We start from the raw sequence: 15,404 nt of genomic DNA, 5'->3' as shown, positions 1-15,404 counted from the left end.
TCTAGTAACTAATTACTAGTACCTGGTAACTATGAGAGGAATTTAGGAACTCTGAAATAATCTGAATCTTTTTTAGGCGCATTTTTTAATGCCTCTTCGTGGCTGATGGTTACTTTGTCGATGTCTTCACGCAGCACATTCAATTCATGACTCATGTGAATCAAGGGCTCTACATTATCAGTATTCACTTCATTTAATTTATCGATCCAGGATAAAATTTTATTGAAGTCTGTTGAAAATGCTTCCAGTGATTTATCATCAAACTCAAGACGCGCCAGGTGCGCAATCTTTCCAATTGTTTTAGTATCTAAACTCATACCTTTTCTTTTTCGTTATATATTTCCGGAAAATGTTTTCTTAATTCGTCAGCAATTACCTGCTTGGTTTTTTCTTTCAGCCATGTCACATCATCCATGGTTAAACCAGTTGTTTCAATAGGTTCATGAACAACTGTTTTCATGAGCCTTCTGCGCGGTACGTAGTTACCATCGTCTGGAAGAATAAGCCAGTTATTTACAATCGTCATAGGCACGATCGCCACTTGTTTTTCAATGGCTATTCTGAACGCACCATCTTTAAACTCCATTAATACAGGCGCATGGTTTTTAGAAATAGTTCCTTCGGGAAAAATAGCCAGGTTGTACCCCAGGTCTATTTTCTGCATGGATTGAACAATTGTATCGTATTTGCTTTTTGAACTTTTACGGTCAACGGAAACATATAGATTACGGAACATGTAACCGAAGAACGGCACTTTACCCAACGACGATTTTCCAATAAATACATTGTATCCCGGTAAGGCATAGCACATGGTTGGGATATCCAGGTAGGAGGCATGGTTGGCGCAATAGATATATTGTTTTTTCTTATTCACTTTAAAACGCCATTCCACTTTGGTGGGAAGAAAACAAAACATAAACACGGTGTGCGCCCAGATCTTATTCAGGAAATGTCCGTACTTTTTCCACGACTCCCGCTGAACTGAGATACAAAAAGGGATATACAGGCAGGAGAATACAATAACAAAGGTGGTCCACACCCATACCATGTATATTTTTTCAATTACTTTTTTCATTTCTATAGTTTCTAGCTGCTAGTTCCTAGCTGCTAGACAAATCTTTGTAAGACGTTTGGTCCTTTTCTCTAATGTAAATTTAATGAGCATTTATTTTAGTCTGGAAACTATTATCTAGTAACTGGAAACTATCATAAAAGCTTTCAACAAACCGGCAATACTTAAGCTATCGGTAATTTCACCCCTCATAACCATAGCAACGGCATCTTTCAAAGATACTCTTTTTATGATTAATTGTTCGGTGTCTTCCGGGTTGCTTGGGCCGGGTGTCAGATCTGTTGCAAGAAACAGGAATCCTTCTTCATCTGTCACCGAATTAGAGGTATGAATCCGTCCCAGCTCGCTCCAGGTAGCAGCATGTAAGCCTGTTTCTTCTTCCAGCTCGCGTTTTGCCGTTTCCAGAGGCGCTTCATTCATTGGTCCGCCGCCTTCCGGAATTTCCCAGGAATATTCGTTCAGGGTATATCTGAACTGCCCCACCAGATAGGTATATCCTTCTGAATCAACAGGGACGATACCTATTGCCTTGTTTTTAAAAGAAACTACCCCATATATACCGGGTGCCCCGTTGGGTTTTAAAACATCTTCTTCCCGCACCGCAATCCATGGGTTATCATAAATCGGGCGGGACCGGATCGTTTTCCACGGGTTTTCAAATTCGGTCGACATAAGATTGTATAGAATATCTTGCAAATTACGAACTTAACGGCACTTGGGAAAGCCCTTCCGCTACTAAAAATAGCTGTAATACAAGAAATGGAAGCAGGAGGCAATGCTTTTTTTGCACATAGTGCTTTCAGTCACTTTTTTCATTTAGGCTTTAATGTAATACCTTATTATCTTTGTGGATATGTCGCTTTTATCATTTCATTCTGAAGGAAAAATTGAAGCCGGTCTGGACGAGGCGGGCAGAGGTTGCATGGCTGGTCCGGTCGTTGCTGCAGCTGTTATTCTTCCACCCAATTACAAGCATTCATTGTTGAATGATTCTAAAAAGTTAACCATAAAACAGCGCGAATTGCTGCGTCAGGATATCATCCGCGATGCACTTGATTATCACGTAGCGGAAGTTTCCCATACCGTTATTGATCAGATCAATATTTTAAACGCTACCATGAAAGCCATGCACAAGGCAGTAAAAGGCTTAAAGAAACAGCAACCAAATTTACTTCTTATTGACGGCAACCGATTCAAACAATACACCGGCATTGAACATGTATGTATTGTGCAGGGAGATGGACTTTATTTATCTATAGCTGCAGCTTCCGTATTAGCTAAAACGCACCGTGATTCCCTTATGGAAAGACTTGCCAAAGAGCATCCTGAATACGGTTGGGATGTAAATGCCGGATACGCTACAGAAAAGCACAGGCTTGCCATGGAGACACATGGGCTTACTCCTTACCACAGAACGTCCTTCCATTTCAAACCAAAACAATTAGATCTTTTTTAAGATTTAATCAGCAATAAAAAAATATTATTTTCATTACCCATGAGCGAAACAGCTGAAGTTATTAAATCTATTCCTTTACAGGATGTACACGTTGCCTTAGGTGCAAAGATGGTGCCATTTGCCGGTTATATGATGCCCGTGCGTTATTCTTCTGATATTGAAGAACACATGGCGGTGCGCAATGCGGCCGGAATGTTTGATGTTTCGCATATGGGTGAGTTTACATTAAAAGGCCCGAAGGCATTGGAAGTAATTCAGCGCATTACTACAAACGATGCATCTGTACTGCCTATTGGCAAAGTGCAGTACACAGCTTTAACTAACCCCAAAGGTGGTATCATAGATGATTTGCTGGTATATCACATCGGCGAAGAGTCCTATTACATTGTTGTCAACGCATCGAATATTGAAAAAGATAAAGCGTGGTTTTTAAAAAATCTAGCTGCTGAAGGCGCGGATTTTCAGGATATTTCTGAAAACACCTGTCTGTTTGCCGTACAGGGGCCAAAAGCGCATGAAGTACTGGCTCAGTTAACCACTTATCCGGTTGCCGGTATGGAATATTATAGCTGCGCGCATATGGAGCTTGCAGGCCACAAGGATGTATTGGTTGCAACAACGGGTTATACAGGTGCCGGCGGGTTTGAAGTATATGTATCGAATGACATCGCAAAAGATGTCTGGACGAAACTTATGCAGGCCGGAGAAGCAGTAGGCATGAAGCCTGTAGGCCTTGGTGCACGCGATACCCTGCGCCTGGAAATGGGGTATTGTTTATATGGTAATGACATTACAGATGAGACTACGCCATTGGAAGCAGGTTTAGGCTGGATCACCAAGTTTACAAAAACATTCACAGGTTCAGATATTTTACAGGAACAGAAAAAAAACGGTGTAGCACGTCAGCTGGTAGGCTTTGAAATGATTGAGCGTGGAATACCGCGCGGTCATTATGAATTGGCCGATGCAGCAGGAAATAAAATCGGTGAAGTCACATCAGGCACACAATCACCGTGTTTAGGAAAAGGAATCGGTATGGGCTATGTTGAAAAGAAATATGCTGCAGCAGGTACAGAACTATTCGTAAATATTAGAGGTAAATTAATTAAAGCACAAGTTGTTAAGTTTCCGTTTTTACCTAAAAAATAAAAACTACAGATTTCAAACAGATTTACCAATTAGTTTGTTCCGCTAAAGATTTGCGCAGCACTCTAAAAATCTGATTGACTTTATTCGCCCATAACCAGAACAGTACAATCGGTAATAAATACATTCAATGAAGAAAATAGATGTTTGTTTATCACCCGAAATGGTGCATTTACATAAGACAGAGGGGAAAGTTGTTGTTGTAATAGATATCCTGCGCGCTACATCCTGCATGACTACTGCGCTGGCAAACGGCATAGCAAGTATTACGGCAGTAGCTACATTAGATGAATGCCTTGCGTTAGGAAAAGAAGGTTGCTTAACAGCGGCAGAACGGGATGGTAAAAAAGTAGAAGGATTTGATTTTGGGAATTCCCCATTCAGTTATCAGGACCCGGCATTAAAAGGAAAAAGTATTGTTGTAACAACCACCAACGGTACACAGGCAATTGTAAAATCGGCAGGTGCGAAAGAAATACTTGTAGGTTCATTTTTGAACTTTACATCCATTGTTAATTATTTACGCAGTCAGCCAAACGATGTGTTGATGCATTGTGCAGGATGGAAAGGCAAAATGAATTTAGAAGATACGCTGTTTGCAGGTGCTGTTGTAGATGCATTAAAAGGCGATTTTTCTCACGATGAAGATTCTGTGTTAACAGCCTTGAATCTGTTTTATACAGCAAAAAATGATATGATGGGTTTTTTATTAAACTCCTCGCACGTAAGAAGGCTGCAGGGATTGGGTATTATAAAAGATATTGAATTCTGCTTAACCAAAGATGTGTATGACGTGCTTCCTATCATGCGTGATGGAAAGTTAGTTGCCCAATAATTTTATCAGATATTTTATTTAGAACTCAAATTCAATGCAACGGGAAAAAGTTGATGTGTTGGTAATAGGAGCAGGGCCTGCAGGAACTGTTGCTGCTTCGTTAGTTAATAAAAGTGGTTTCAAGGTGAAAATTGTTGAGAAGCAAAAGTTTCCGCGCTTTGTTATTGGAGAAAGTTTATTGCCAAGATGTATGGAGCATCTGGATGAAGCGGGTTTCCTGGATGCCGTGAAGGCACAAGGATTTCAGCAAAAATTCGGAGCAAAGTTTGTACGCGGAAAAGAAATTGCTGACTTTAATTTCTCGGATCAGTTCTCTAATGGATGGAACTGGACCTGGCAGGTACCGCGTGGGAATTTTGATAAAACCCTTGCCGATGAAGCTGCCAGACAAGGTGTTGATGTAGAATATGAAGTTGGTGTTACAGATATTAAGTTTTTTGGTACGGATTCCGTTACTACAATAGAAGATATTAACGGCAACAAAAGAGAAATAGAAGCACGGTTTATTATTGATGCAAGCGGCTACGGACGTGTAATACCACGTATGTTTGGTTTGGACAAACCATCAGGATTTGAATCCAGAAGAACATTATTCACGCACATTAAAGATGTAAAACGTCCGGTTGCTGCAGAAATGGAAGGCAATAGAATTACAGCCGTAGTGCATAAACCAAAAGTATGGATCTGGGTAATTCCTTTTTCAAATGGTAATACATCTGTTGGTTTTGTAGGCGAGCCTTCTTATTTCGATGAATACACGGGTACACCCGAAGAAAGAATGCGTGCCATGATTGCGAATGAAGGACATATAGCAGAACGTTTCAAAAGTGAAGAATTTTTATTTGAACCAAGAACCATTGAAGGGTATGCAATCTCTGCAAGTAAATTATATGGTGATGGTTTTGTGCTGACTGGAAATGCAACCGAATTCCTGGATCCGATATTTTCTTCCGGAGCTACTTTTGCTATGGAGTCAGGTTCAAAAGGCGGGAAGCTGGCTGTTCAATTCCTGAAAGGCGAAGAAGTAAACTGGGAAAAAGATTTTGTAGAACACATGATGCAGGGTATCGATACATTCCGTTCGTTTGTAACAGGCTGGTACGATGGAACACTGCATGCTGTATTCTTCGCGAAGAACCCGGATCCGGATCACAAACGTATGATCTGTTCTGTACTTGCAGGTTACGTATGGGATAAAAATAATCCTTTTGTAAAAAAACACAATACAATTCTGAAAACCTTAGCTAAGGTCATTCAGATGGGTGAAGAGGCATAAGCTACTTCAATAAGAAATTTAAATAAAAAAACGCTGCCGATGACGCAGCGTTTTTTTATTTAATTCAAATAGATTACTTCGTGCTGAACGCACGCCTGTATATAAATTTTTCAAATCCGTCTTTTGAAAACATAGGCGAACTGCAATAGCTGGCGGTACACGCAACAATAAAATTTTTATCAAACGAATCAAACAATTCGTATTTATCAGACGGGATCGTTGTTGACGTATAGATCGTATTGTCAAAATAAAACGCTGGAAAGGAAAGCGAACTGTTGAGGAAATCTGTTTTCAGCTCCGTTCCGTTTTTAATCATTAATACGGCTTTAAGCGGTTCGGTATTTAATTCTTCGTATGCACTGAGTATACCGGGTTCTGTAGACATTGTTTTCACAAGATTTTCATTGGTTAAGAAACCAAAGATCGTTTGTGCCAGTATTTTGTATTTGGGTTCATTAAAAACATGCGAACAATAATTTAAGAGACGGCATGCTTCAATATTTTCAGTAATATTATAACTGCCTTTAATCGGACTGTTTCCGATAAAGGAAATCATATATCCCTTTTTTGAATAAAAGGTTCCGGCTACTTCCTGTATGATCCGTAACGCCTCAGATTTGTAGGCAGCGTCTTGTGTGGCACGATACAGCAGCAAAGCGGATTTAACTATTGCTATATTATCTTTCAGCGAAATACTATTTGTGTAATTGCTTCCGTGCGCATAGGCATTGTTGGTTTTGTTGTTTTTTTTGATAAAATCAAAACAACGTACCGCTTTTTCAAGGTAGGTATTATTGCCTGTTGCTGCTGATAAAATAATGCAGGCTTCAATCATTTCCGCATTATCGCTGGTGTAGCTGTTTTTATCAATTGCTGGAATACCTTTTTTGATGCGGTCAGCATTGTTTAATTTAAAATACTCGGTCGCTTTTTCTCCGGGTGTTACATCTGCATCCTGAGAATTATAAAAACCACCTTTTGGATCATCTAAAAAACGTTGTACGTATTTTGCAGCAGATTCAGCATGGCTTAATGCATCCGCATCGTTAAAGCGTTTGTAATACCAGCAATACATTTTTATATAACGTGCCTGAATGGATAACAATTTTTCATAATGCAGGTGATTCCAGTCACTGTGTGTAGAATACTGGAATACACCACCCCAAACATTATCATTGAGGCCGGCAGAATTTACAACGCTGTTGTAAAGCCATTTAGTTAAGATTGAATCGTTTTCGCTGTGGTTGAAAGCATATTCAAACGTTTCAAAATCAATGTATTTTTGCGCATAATTAAATCCGCCGCCCTCAATATCCAGCGAACTGTAAAATTTCTTTTTTAAGGTGTTCAACGCCTGTTGTGTGGATGAATCGCTTGCGACCGCAGGCTCTATCTGCACTGAATCCGTAGGCATGGGTGTTGGATTCTTTACCAGTTTTTTTAACAGCGCAATAAATCTGTCTGAGGAAATAAAACCGGCTTCTTTCAGCAGCTCATTACCATCTGCATCAAACACAATGGTTGCCGGCCAGCCGTACGCAGCATATAAACTTGTCAGATCCTGGCGCTCGTCGTGATCTTCCTTGCAGGCAATATAACTTTTATTAAGAAGCTCCAGCACAAAAGGGTCTGTATACGTTTGTTCTTCCATTACATGACACCAGTGACACCAGTTGGCACCTAAATGCAGCAATACAAGCTTGTGTTCTTTTTTTGCCTTATTAAAAATTGCCGCATCGAAATGCTGCCACTCAGGAACGTTTTCTTTCTTTTTTTCATGCACCAGAAAAAAATAGGCGATTACAGCTCCTAATAATAAAATCGGGATGATAAGTTTCTTAACCATAGTACCTATACGTAAACATCTGAATAAACGGTTTTGAAGGATGAATTGTATAATATTAAAATAATAATCAGGAAGTGTTACAGCTTATGCGTTTAAAGTTACATAAGTATAAGAAAAGAAGTAATGCAGATTAACAAAAGTAAGCAGCATAAATAACTGCAAAAAAAAGTAATACGGTCAATATGCTGTACATTGACCGTATTGATAATTATTTCGGCAAGTCGAAATATTTTATAGAAAAAACCATTTCGTTCTTTTGGTTTTTAAATGCAATCAACGTTTTGTTGAAATCATTTTTACCATTTAATACATTTACTTTGTCTTTTATCTTGTTTGGATTTGAGTAATCAAAATTTTCACAGATCAGATCATCCACACAGATAACAATAGTGCTGTAATCAATTTCAGCCTGATTATTTTTTGCAAAGGCACTTTTACAAGCGTCAGAACCTAGATAGGTATCCATCAATGCATATAAATTTTTGTATTCAGATGGTGTAAGCATAGGGTGTATTAATTTTGTAAGGGGGTGCAAACATAATCAAAAAAAAGGCCAATTGAATTCTTCATAGTATTTTTTTAATACAAGCCAATCACTACGCCATAATACATAAGGTATTACAAGTGATGGAATTTATTATTCGAAACGTAGTATATTATTTTTTTTCTTAATTATTCAGATATCAAAACTCCATTTATTTTTTTTCGTTAGTTAAAATTAATTCAGTTCCTGTACGATGTTTTTTTTAGTGTATGCTTAGTCAACGTTAATTTTATATCTTATGCTGTTTGTGCCGAATTTAGATCCTGTTAACAAAGATTTTATTTTACATTCCTGTAAACTCAAATCAGAAAAAATCAGAAATCAAATTGATGAAGTGATCGGTATCATGTATACCATTCAATATGATTCGGGCGAATGGTACAGAAAGATGTGTGATCTCAGCAACAATGTATATTATTACGAAGACTCCTATAAACGAGTAGTAGAAAAAAAGAGCTAAAAATAAGTTGGCTTTACATAGCCATATAAAAAAACTCAGCAGAAAGTAGATTCATGTACCTTCTGCTGAGTTTTTTTAATAATACATTGTTTTTTTATTGCAATACAATACGTTGTGTAATGATATTCTGATCGGAAATGCATTTCAGCAGGTATATGCCACGCGGCATGTCTTCAACCTGTATCGTATTTTCATTTCCCGCCAGATCGATGGATTTAATTAAGCTGCCCGCTGCATTAATAAATTCAATACGTGCAGCTGTTCCTTCAATATTTTTTAATTGAATGGATTCTTTTGCAGGGTTGGGATAAGCAAGATATTGTTCAACACGTGTTGTGTTTTGAACACTTGTTGAAAGAGCGGGAACAAATTTCTGAACATTGTCTCTGTCTGAATCGGAAACAAAAACAGAACCGTTCTTATCTACACATATGCCATATAAAGATGAGAACTGTCCATTTCCTGACCCTTGTGAGCCCCATGATTGTATATAAACACCTTCAGATGTCAATTTTTGTATCCTGCGATTTCCCAATTCTGCTACATATAAATCGCCATTAGCATCAATATCAATTGCAATTGGTTGTTTGAATAAACCTTCTGTAGTTCCTAATCCTCCTATGGTTTTAATATAAACACCCGTATTCGTAAACTTTTGAATTCGGTTGTTGTTTACATCTGCAACATAAACATTTCCGCTTGCATCAATTGTTAAATCAAAGTTGCCATTAAAAGAACCGGCACCAGTTCCATAACTTCCCCACTTCAATAAAAACGTACCATTACTGGAGAATTTTTGAACTCTGAAATTATTTACATCACATACAAAGATATTATTATCAGCATCAACAAACATTCCCTGGTTCTCATTGAATTGCCCTTCTTGTTTTCCGGAAGATCCAAATTTGCTTATGAACACACCTGTATTTGTGTATTTTTTTACTACGCTTGCGCCCGCATCAGAAACTAAAATATTGCCATCATTATCTACACAAAGATTGTTAACCCTTTTAAACTGATTATCACCTGTGCCCTCCGTTCCCCAAGAGGTAATGTATGTACCTGTATTTGAAAATTTTTGAATTCTGAAATTTCGCCAATCTGCAACATATACATTTCCGTCTGCATCAACATCCAGGGCACCAATATCATCAAATTTCCCTGCAGCAGAACCTGTTCCTCCCCATTTAGTAGAATAAGTATATGTTTGTGCAGATAAATCTGTTGCTAAAAAAAAGAATAACAGTGTAAGAAAGGTACAAAAACGTTTCATAATTATATATTTAAAATTTTATTTTATAATAATAAATATAGTTTTTTTTAATTGAATTGTTAGCAGAAAAAGCCTGCAAAAGTATAGATCATATGAAATGAAATGTATTTAATAAAAAAAACGCTGTTTAATGAATAAACAGCGTTTCTACATTCTTCAACGTATGCCGCAGAATTATTTTTTAATTCTGTGTACCCAGTTGTATTTATCTTCACCAATGCCGTTTTTAAGATCAACAATGGTTTGGTTTAATTTATTTGACAGTGTTCTGCCTGCAACCGGCGGCAGCACCATGTCTTTGCCGTTGTGGTGAATTTCAGCAATCTGTGTGATTGTTGCGGCTGTACCTGTACCAAATGCATCCTGTAAGGTTCCATTATTGAAAGCAGTAATAACTTCTTCTACACTCACTCTTCTTTCTTCCACCTTTACACCCCAGTCTTTTGCAATGGTCAGGATTGTATCGCGTGTGATACCGGGAAGGATAGAGCCATCTAATGACGGCGTGATCAATACATCATTGATCACGAACATTAAGTTCATCGTTCCGGATTCTTCAAAGTATTTATGTTCTTTGCTGTCTGTCCAAAGGATCTGCTGATAGCCTTTATCTGCTGCTAATTTTGCAGGCAATAAAGAAGCTGCATAATTACCGCCTGTTTTAGCTGCACCGATACCGCCCGGAGATGCACGAACGAAATCTGATTCGATGATAACCTTTACAGTACCTTTGTAGTAACCTGCAACCGGACATGTAAAGATCATGAATTTATAGGCAGAAGATGGTTTAACGCCAATGAACGGATCGTTTGCAAAGATGAATGGTCTTAAATATAACGAACATCCTTCCTGATTCGGAATCCAGTCCTGATCAAGCTTTACCAGGGCATCAATAGCATCATAAAAATATTCAGCAGGAATTTCCGGAATGCATAAACGGCGGTTTGAATTGTTCATGCGCTCTAAGTGCTTCTCTGGTCTGAATACAAGCAAGTCACCATTCGGTGCCCGGAATGCTTTCATGCCTTCGAATACTGTTTGTCCGTAGTGCAGCGAGCTACATGCCGGGCTTACAGAAATATTCTGAAAGGGAATAATTTTTGGATCTACCCATTCGCCTTTTTTATAATCAACCACAAACATGTGATCCGAGTTGACCGTTCCAAATTCCAAGTTCGAAAAATCTGTTTCAGATAGTCTTGAATGTTGTGTACGTTCAATCGGGAAGTTTACGGCTTTAGAAGCACTCATCGGTTTTGATTTTTAGTTAAGTGTATAAAATTAGCTATTTAACAATTGTTAGTCAAACGCTGACAGGCTTTTTACAAACTTTAATTTTCTCCCTTTGAGAGCTTATCGTTATTCTTATGCCTGTCCTTATCGCGATTTGTCTTTTTTGTCATGTTTTCTTGCATCGCCTTTTCAAGGTCAATACCTGTTTGGTTGGCAATACAGGTAAGCACAAACAGCACATCAGCCAGTTCATCGGCCAGGTTTTTATCCTTATCGGATTGCTTAAAAGATTGCTCTCCGTAGGTACGGGCCATAATGCGCGCCACTTCACCAACTTCTTCAACCAGCAATGCTGTATTGGTTAATTCATTGAAATAACGTACACCGTGTTCTTTAATCCATTGATCTACATTTGATTGTAACTCGTTCAGGGTCATATTACTGTTTGTTTTTTGAATCAATTAGTATGGTTACCGGGCCATCGTTGATCAAGGCTACCTGCATGTCTGCCCCGAAGATACCGGTTTTGATTTTTTGATTGAGCTGCATCTCACAGGCAGCAATAAACTGTTCATATAAAGGAATTGCCTGCTCCGGCCTGGCAGCTTCAATAAAAGAAGGCCGGTTTCCTTTTTTTGTACTGGCAAATAGGGTAAACTGGCTGACAACCAGAAGCTCACCATTTATTTCAGAAAGTGACCGGTTCATTTTACCTGCTTCATCTGAAAAAATTCTCAACGAACATATTTTTGCTGAAAGCCATTCTACATCAAGTTCTTCATCTGTATGCGTGATACCCAATAAAACCAGCAAACCTGCTGCAATAGAAGCATGTTCTTTATCCGCTATTTCTACCGAAGCTTTTCTTACACGTTGTATAACCGCAATCATTTTTTTACGTATGAACAGATTGAATTTAATAATACGTTTTGAATAATCCGGATAAATATTCCGCTATTTAAAACGTAGTAGCCAGCACAGATAGAATATTATGCGAATTACTGCAAGCAAGTTACTTGATAAGTACCTCTCTAAACAAATATTTTTTTAACTTAGCTACTCTAAACAATGTTTGAGTTTCGTCCCTTGAAATTTCTATTCCCGATAATTTATTATTTGTGCAGCATAATCCTATGTTATGCACAAGATGTAACAATACTGAATTACAACGAAGGTGGTATTCCTAAAGTTGAGTTCTATCAGTTAGAGGGAGATTCCTTAGTTCCATTAACGCACCTGAAGCACGCAGAAGTTACTACTGTAGTTGTAAAAGTAGTTGGAGGGATGGAGCGTGTATTGCACAATCAGATTCTTTCAAGTAAAGAAGCGCTTATTGAAAAATCAGAAGAAGGGCGAAATACATATTTAGTTATACCCATCAGCACAGAAGATTGCGAACTTGTGCTGGATGTAAAACTTATGGAAATATATTATTATGTAACCCTTGAACAGCAGGGAAAGCGTAAAGTGAAAAAAATAAACCAAACGTATCAGCCGCGTACCTATATGGTAGGGTTTGAAATCGTTGATGTAATAGACTAAATTTAAGTACCAATTATATAGAAGCGCTAAGCGCAAGCAGCAGAATGTCTAAGTATAAAACAGCAGAACACAATCGATTAAAGACAAGTAAAGAAAATAATCCCTGGAAAAACTGGGGGCCTTTTTTAACTGAACGTCAATGGGGAACTGTACGCGAAGATTATAGCGAAGATGGTTCTGCTTGGGAACATACCACGCACGACATGGCCCGCAGTTACACCTACCGCTGGGGCGAAGAGGGGATTGCCGGTATCTCCGACAATAAATCCTTGCTGTGTTTTTCTGTAGCCTTGTGGAATGGCAAAGACCCGATCCTGAAAGAACGTTTGTTCGGTATGACTGGAAATCAGGGGAATCATGGAGAAGATGTGAAAGAACTGTACTATTATCTGGACAGTACGCCTACACATTCGTACATGAAGATGCTGTACAAATATCCACAGGCTGAATTTCCCTATCAAAAACTGATCGACGGAAACCAACGTTCGCGCCACGATCCGGAATATGAATTGATTGATACCGGTGTTTTTGATGAGGATAAATATTTTGATGTCTTTGTTGAATATGCAAAGGGAGATATGGAAGATATCCTTATCAAGATCAGCGTAGTGAACCGTGGTCCGGTAGAGGCTGAAATCACCGTACTTCCGACCTTATGGTTCAGAAACATCTGGACATGGGGCTATGATTTTGCCAAACCTAAAATGGCCGCTAAAAAAGACGGGTCAATAAAAATTGAACACGACTTTATCGGCGAACGTAATTTTTATTCCGATCAGGCAGATCGTTTATTGTTTTGTGAAAACGAATCGAACAACAAACGCTTATACAATAAAGCCAACAAATACAGCTATTGCAAAGATGGTATCAATGATTACGTTGTCAACGATAATCAGAATGCGGTGAACATGCTGCAGCGAGAAGGAACCAAGGCTTCTTCTATGTATAAGCTGAAAGTGAAACCAGGTGAAACGAAAGTAGTACGTACCAGGCTTACAGATAAAACATTAAAAAAACCATTTGAAGATTTTGACCAGATCTTTGAAAAACGCCTGCACGAAGCAAATGAATTTTATAACGAAGTTCAGGATGGCGTAAAGGATGAAGAGCTGCGTTTGATCCAGCGTCAGGGCTATGCAGGTATGATGTGGTGTAAACAGTTCTTCTATTTCAATGTGCAGCAATGGCTGGATGGAGATCCGGTACGTAAAGGCCTGGTCCCTGAAAGCAGAAAGAAAGGACGTAACAGTCATTGGGAACATTTGAATAATTCCAATGTGATTTCGATGCCGGATAAATGGGAGTACCCGTGGTATGCGGCTTGGGATCTTGCGTTCCACTGTATTCCGATTGCACAGATCGACCCGGATTTTGCAAAAAGACAATTAACCATTCTGCTGCGTGAATACTACATGCACCCCAATGGCCAGATTCCGGCGTATGAGTGGAACTTCGGTGATGTAAACCCTCCCGTGCATGCCTGGGCAACCTGGCGTGTATATGAGCTTGATAAAGAACGCAACAATGGCGTAGGAGATACGGCGTTCCTGGAACGTATCCTGCACAAGCTTACCATGAACTTTACCTGGTGGGTAAATCAGAAAGATAAAGACGGGAAAAATATATTTGAAGGTGGTTTCTTAGGCCTTGATAACATCGGGGTGTTCGACCGCAGTCAGCCATTACCGATCGGCGGCAGAACCGAGCAATCAGACGGTACAAGCTGGATGGCCATGTACTCTCTGAACATGCTGCGTATCTCTACCGAACTGGCGTTGACAAATCCGGTATATCAGGATCTGGCTTCAAAATATTTTGAGCACTTCCTGTACATTGCCGGTGCCATGAATAATATTGGTGATTCCGGCGTTGGCTTGTGGGATGAAGAAGATCAGTTCTACTTTGATATCATTCACTTGCCAAACGGTAAAAGCCAGCACTTAAAAGTAAAATCCATTGTTGGTATCATTCCGTTGTTTGCGGTAGAAGTATTAACAAAATCAAACGTTGAAAAACTTCCGGATTTTAAACGCAGACTGGAATGGATCCTGGCCAACCGTCCGGATCTGGCTTCGCAGGTTTCGCGCTGGACAGACGATGGCGATCACAATACAAAATTACTTTCCTTGTTGCGCGGCCACCGTATGACCATGGTGTTAAAGCGTATGCTGAACGAAACAGAATTCCTGTCTGATTATGGTATCCGCGCACTTTCTAAAGAGCATGAAGCGAAACCATATGAATTCAATTACCACGGTAAGGTATTTTCAGTTGTTTATAAACCGGCAGAGTCTGATTCGGCTATGTTCGGTGGTAACTCAAACTGGAGAGGGCCGATCTGGTTCCCGATCAATTATATGATCGTTGAAAGTTTAATGAAATTCCATTCATACTATGGCGATGCATTTGTAATTGAATATCCAACGGGTAGCGGCAATATGCTTACGTTGAAAGATATTGCAGCGGAATTATCTGATCGGTTGATCAATATTTTCAGACTGGATAAAAAAGGTAAACGCCCTGTAAACGGTGAGATCGATAAATTCAGTACCGATCCTAACTTTAAAGATCTCATTACCTTCTATGAGTTCTTCCACGGAGATAATGGCAGAGGCTGCGGTGCATCACACCAGACAGGATGGACGGGACTTGTAGCAACACTCATTCATGAATTCAAAAGAGAAGAATAGGTGAGCGTTTAATGCCTGTAGGTAAAGTATT

Annotated in this window: 16 protein-coding genes; 7 read left to right on the top strand and 9 right to left on the bottom strand. The window is 39.1% G+C overall.

Going from position 1 to position 15,404, the window contains the following annotated elements; all coding sequences use genetic code 11:
• Positions 1–29: 29 nt before the first annotated feature.
• The 3 genes from gatC to CHU_RS13750 form a co-directional block, all read right to left on the bottom strand.
• The gene (gene gatC, locus CHU_RS13760) at positions 30–317 is read right to left on the bottom strand and encodes an Asp-tRNA(Asn)/Glu-tRNA(Gln) amidotransferase subunit GatC (protein ID WP_011586187.1); all 288 of its coding nucleotides are present in this window, start codon (positions 315–317) and stop codon (positions 30–32) included.
• The gene (locus CHU_RS13755) at positions 314–1,075 is read right to left on the bottom strand and encodes a lysophospholipid acyltransferase family protein (protein WP_238379289.1); all 762 of its coding nucleotides are present in this window, start codon (positions 1,073–1,075) and stop codon (positions 314–316) included. Before CHU_RS13755 ends, gatC begins: the two co-directional genes overlap by 4 nt.
• 114 nt (positions 1,076–1,189) lie before the next feature.
• Entirely contained in the window at positions 1,190–1,744 is a 555-nt protein-coding gene (locus CHU_RS13750) for an NUDIX domain-containing protein (RefSeq protein ID WP_041932403.1), read from the bottom strand.
• Positions 1,745–1,925: 181 nt separating this feature from the next.
• On the opposite strand from CHU_RS13750, the gene CHU_RS13745 reads away from it, so the two are divergent.
• The 4 genes from CHU_RS13745 to CHU_RS13730 all read left to right on the top strand — a co-directional run bounded on the left by CHU_RS13745 (position 1,926) and on the right by CHU_RS13730 (position 5,785).
• On the top strand, positions 1,926–2,528 hold the full coding sequence (locus CHU_RS13745; RefSeq protein WP_041932402.1) for a ribonuclease HII: 603 nt from the start codon (positions 1,926–1,928) through the stop codon (positions 2,526–2,528).
• Between the two features lie 39 nt (positions 2,529–2,567).
• Positions 2,568–3,677 (top strand): glycine cleavage system aminomethyltransferase GcvT, encoded by a 1,110-nt coding sequence (gcvT, locus tag CHU_RS13740; protein WP_011586182.1) that lies wholly within the window; start codon positions 2,568–2,570, stop codon positions 3,675–3,677.
• A 127-nt stretch (positions 3,678–3,804) separates the two neighbouring features.
• On the top strand, positions 3,805–4,509 hold the full coding sequence (locus CHU_RS13735; protein ID WP_011586181.1) for a 2-phosphosulfolactate phosphatase: 705 nt from the start codon (positions 3,805–3,807) through the stop codon (positions 4,507–4,509).
• 34 nt (positions 4,510–4,543) lie between these two features.
• Positions 4,544–5,785, top strand: coding sequence for an NAD(P)/FAD-dependent oxidoreductase (locus CHU_RS13730; protein WP_011586180.1), 1,242 nt, complete (start codon positions 4,544–4,546; stop codon positions 5,783–5,785).
• Positions 5,786–5,858: 73 nt separating this feature from the next.
• On the opposite strand, the gene CHU_RS13725 is transcribed toward CHU_RS13730, so the two are convergent.
• Positions 5,859–7,631 carry a thioredoxin domain-containing protein gene (locus CHU_RS13725; protein ID WP_072355970.1) on the bottom strand — a complete coding sequence of 591 codons (1,773 nt, stop codon included), beginning with the start codon at positions 7,629–7,631 and terminating at the stop codon, positions 5,859–5,861.
• Positions 7,632–7,839: 208 nt separating this feature from the next.
• Positions 7,840–8,136, bottom strand: coding sequence for a hypothetical protein (locus tag CHU_RS13720; protein ID WP_041932401.1), 297 nt, complete (start codon positions 8,134–8,136; stop codon positions 7,840–7,842).
• A gap of 277 nt (positions 8,137–8,413) precedes the next feature.
• Here CHU_RS13720 and CHU_RS13715 point away from each other — a divergent pair, with 277 nt between their 5' ends.
• Positions 8,414–8,635 (top strand): hypothetical protein, encoded by a 222-nt coding sequence (locus CHU_RS13715; RefSeq protein WP_011586177.1) that lies wholly within the window; start codon positions 8,414–8,416, stop codon positions 8,633–8,635.
• A gap of 94 nt (positions 8,636–8,729) precedes the next feature.
• Here CHU_RS13715 and CHU_RS13710 read toward each other — a convergent pair whose 3' ends face one another.
• From CHU_RS13710 to dtd, 4 genes are all read right to left on the bottom strand, one after another.
• Positions 8,730–9,908 carry an SMP-30/gluconolactonase/LRE family protein gene (locus tag CHU_RS13710; RefSeq protein ID WP_011586176.1) on the bottom strand — a complete coding sequence of 393 codons (1,179 nt, stop codon included), beginning with the start codon at positions 9,906–9,908 and terminating at the stop codon, positions 8,730–8,732.
• A 174-nt stretch (positions 9,909–10,082) separates the two neighbouring features.
• On the bottom strand, positions 10,083–11,159 hold the full coding sequence (locus CHU_RS13705; RefSeq protein WP_011586175.1) for a branched-chain amino acid aminotransferase: 1,077 nt from the start codon (positions 11,157–11,159) through the stop codon (positions 10,083–10,085).
• A gap of 80 nt (positions 11,160–11,239) precedes the next feature.
• A complete protein-coding gene (locus CHU_RS13700; RefSeq protein ID WP_011586174.1) occupies positions 11,240–11,578 on the bottom strand; it encodes a nucleotide pyrophosphohydrolase in 339 nt (112 codons plus the stop codon).
• Position 11,579: 1 nt separating this feature from the next.
• Positions 11,580–12,032 carry a D-aminoacyl-tRNA deacylase gene (dtd, locus tag CHU_RS13695; protein ID WP_011586173.1) on the bottom strand — a complete coding sequence of 151 codons (453 nt, stop codon included), beginning with the start codon at positions 12,030–12,032 and terminating at the stop codon, positions 11,580–11,582.
• A 225-nt stretch (positions 12,033–12,257) separates the two neighbouring features.
• On the opposite strand from dtd, the gene CHU_RS13690 reads away from it, so the two are divergent.
• Together CHU_RS13690 and CHU_RS13685 are read left to right on the top strand one after the other, a co-directional pair.
• The gene (locus CHU_RS13690; RefSeq protein ID WP_238379288.1) at positions 12,258–12,683 is read left to right on the top strand and encodes a hypothetical protein; all 426 of its coding nucleotides are present in this window, start codon (positions 12,258–12,260) and stop codon (positions 12,681–12,683) included.
• A gap of 44 nt (positions 12,684–12,727) precedes the next feature.
• Positions 12,728–15,373: an MGH1-like glycoside hydrolase domain-containing protein gene (locus CHU_RS13685; protein ID WP_011586171.1), complete on the top strand. Its 2,646-nt coding sequence runs from the start codon at positions 12,728–12,730 to the stop codon at positions 15,371–15,373.
• Positions 15,374–15,404 lie beyond the last annotated feature (31 nt).

The organism is Cytophaga hutchinsonii ATCC 33406, from assembly GCF_000014145.1.
Taxonomy (GTDB): Bacteria; Bacteroidota; Bacteroidia; order Cytophagales; family Cytophagaceae; genus Cytophaga; species Cytophaga hutchinsonii.
The sequence above is the reverse complement of the archived record's forward strand: the minus strand, read 5'-3'. Positions and strand labels throughout refer to the sequence as shown.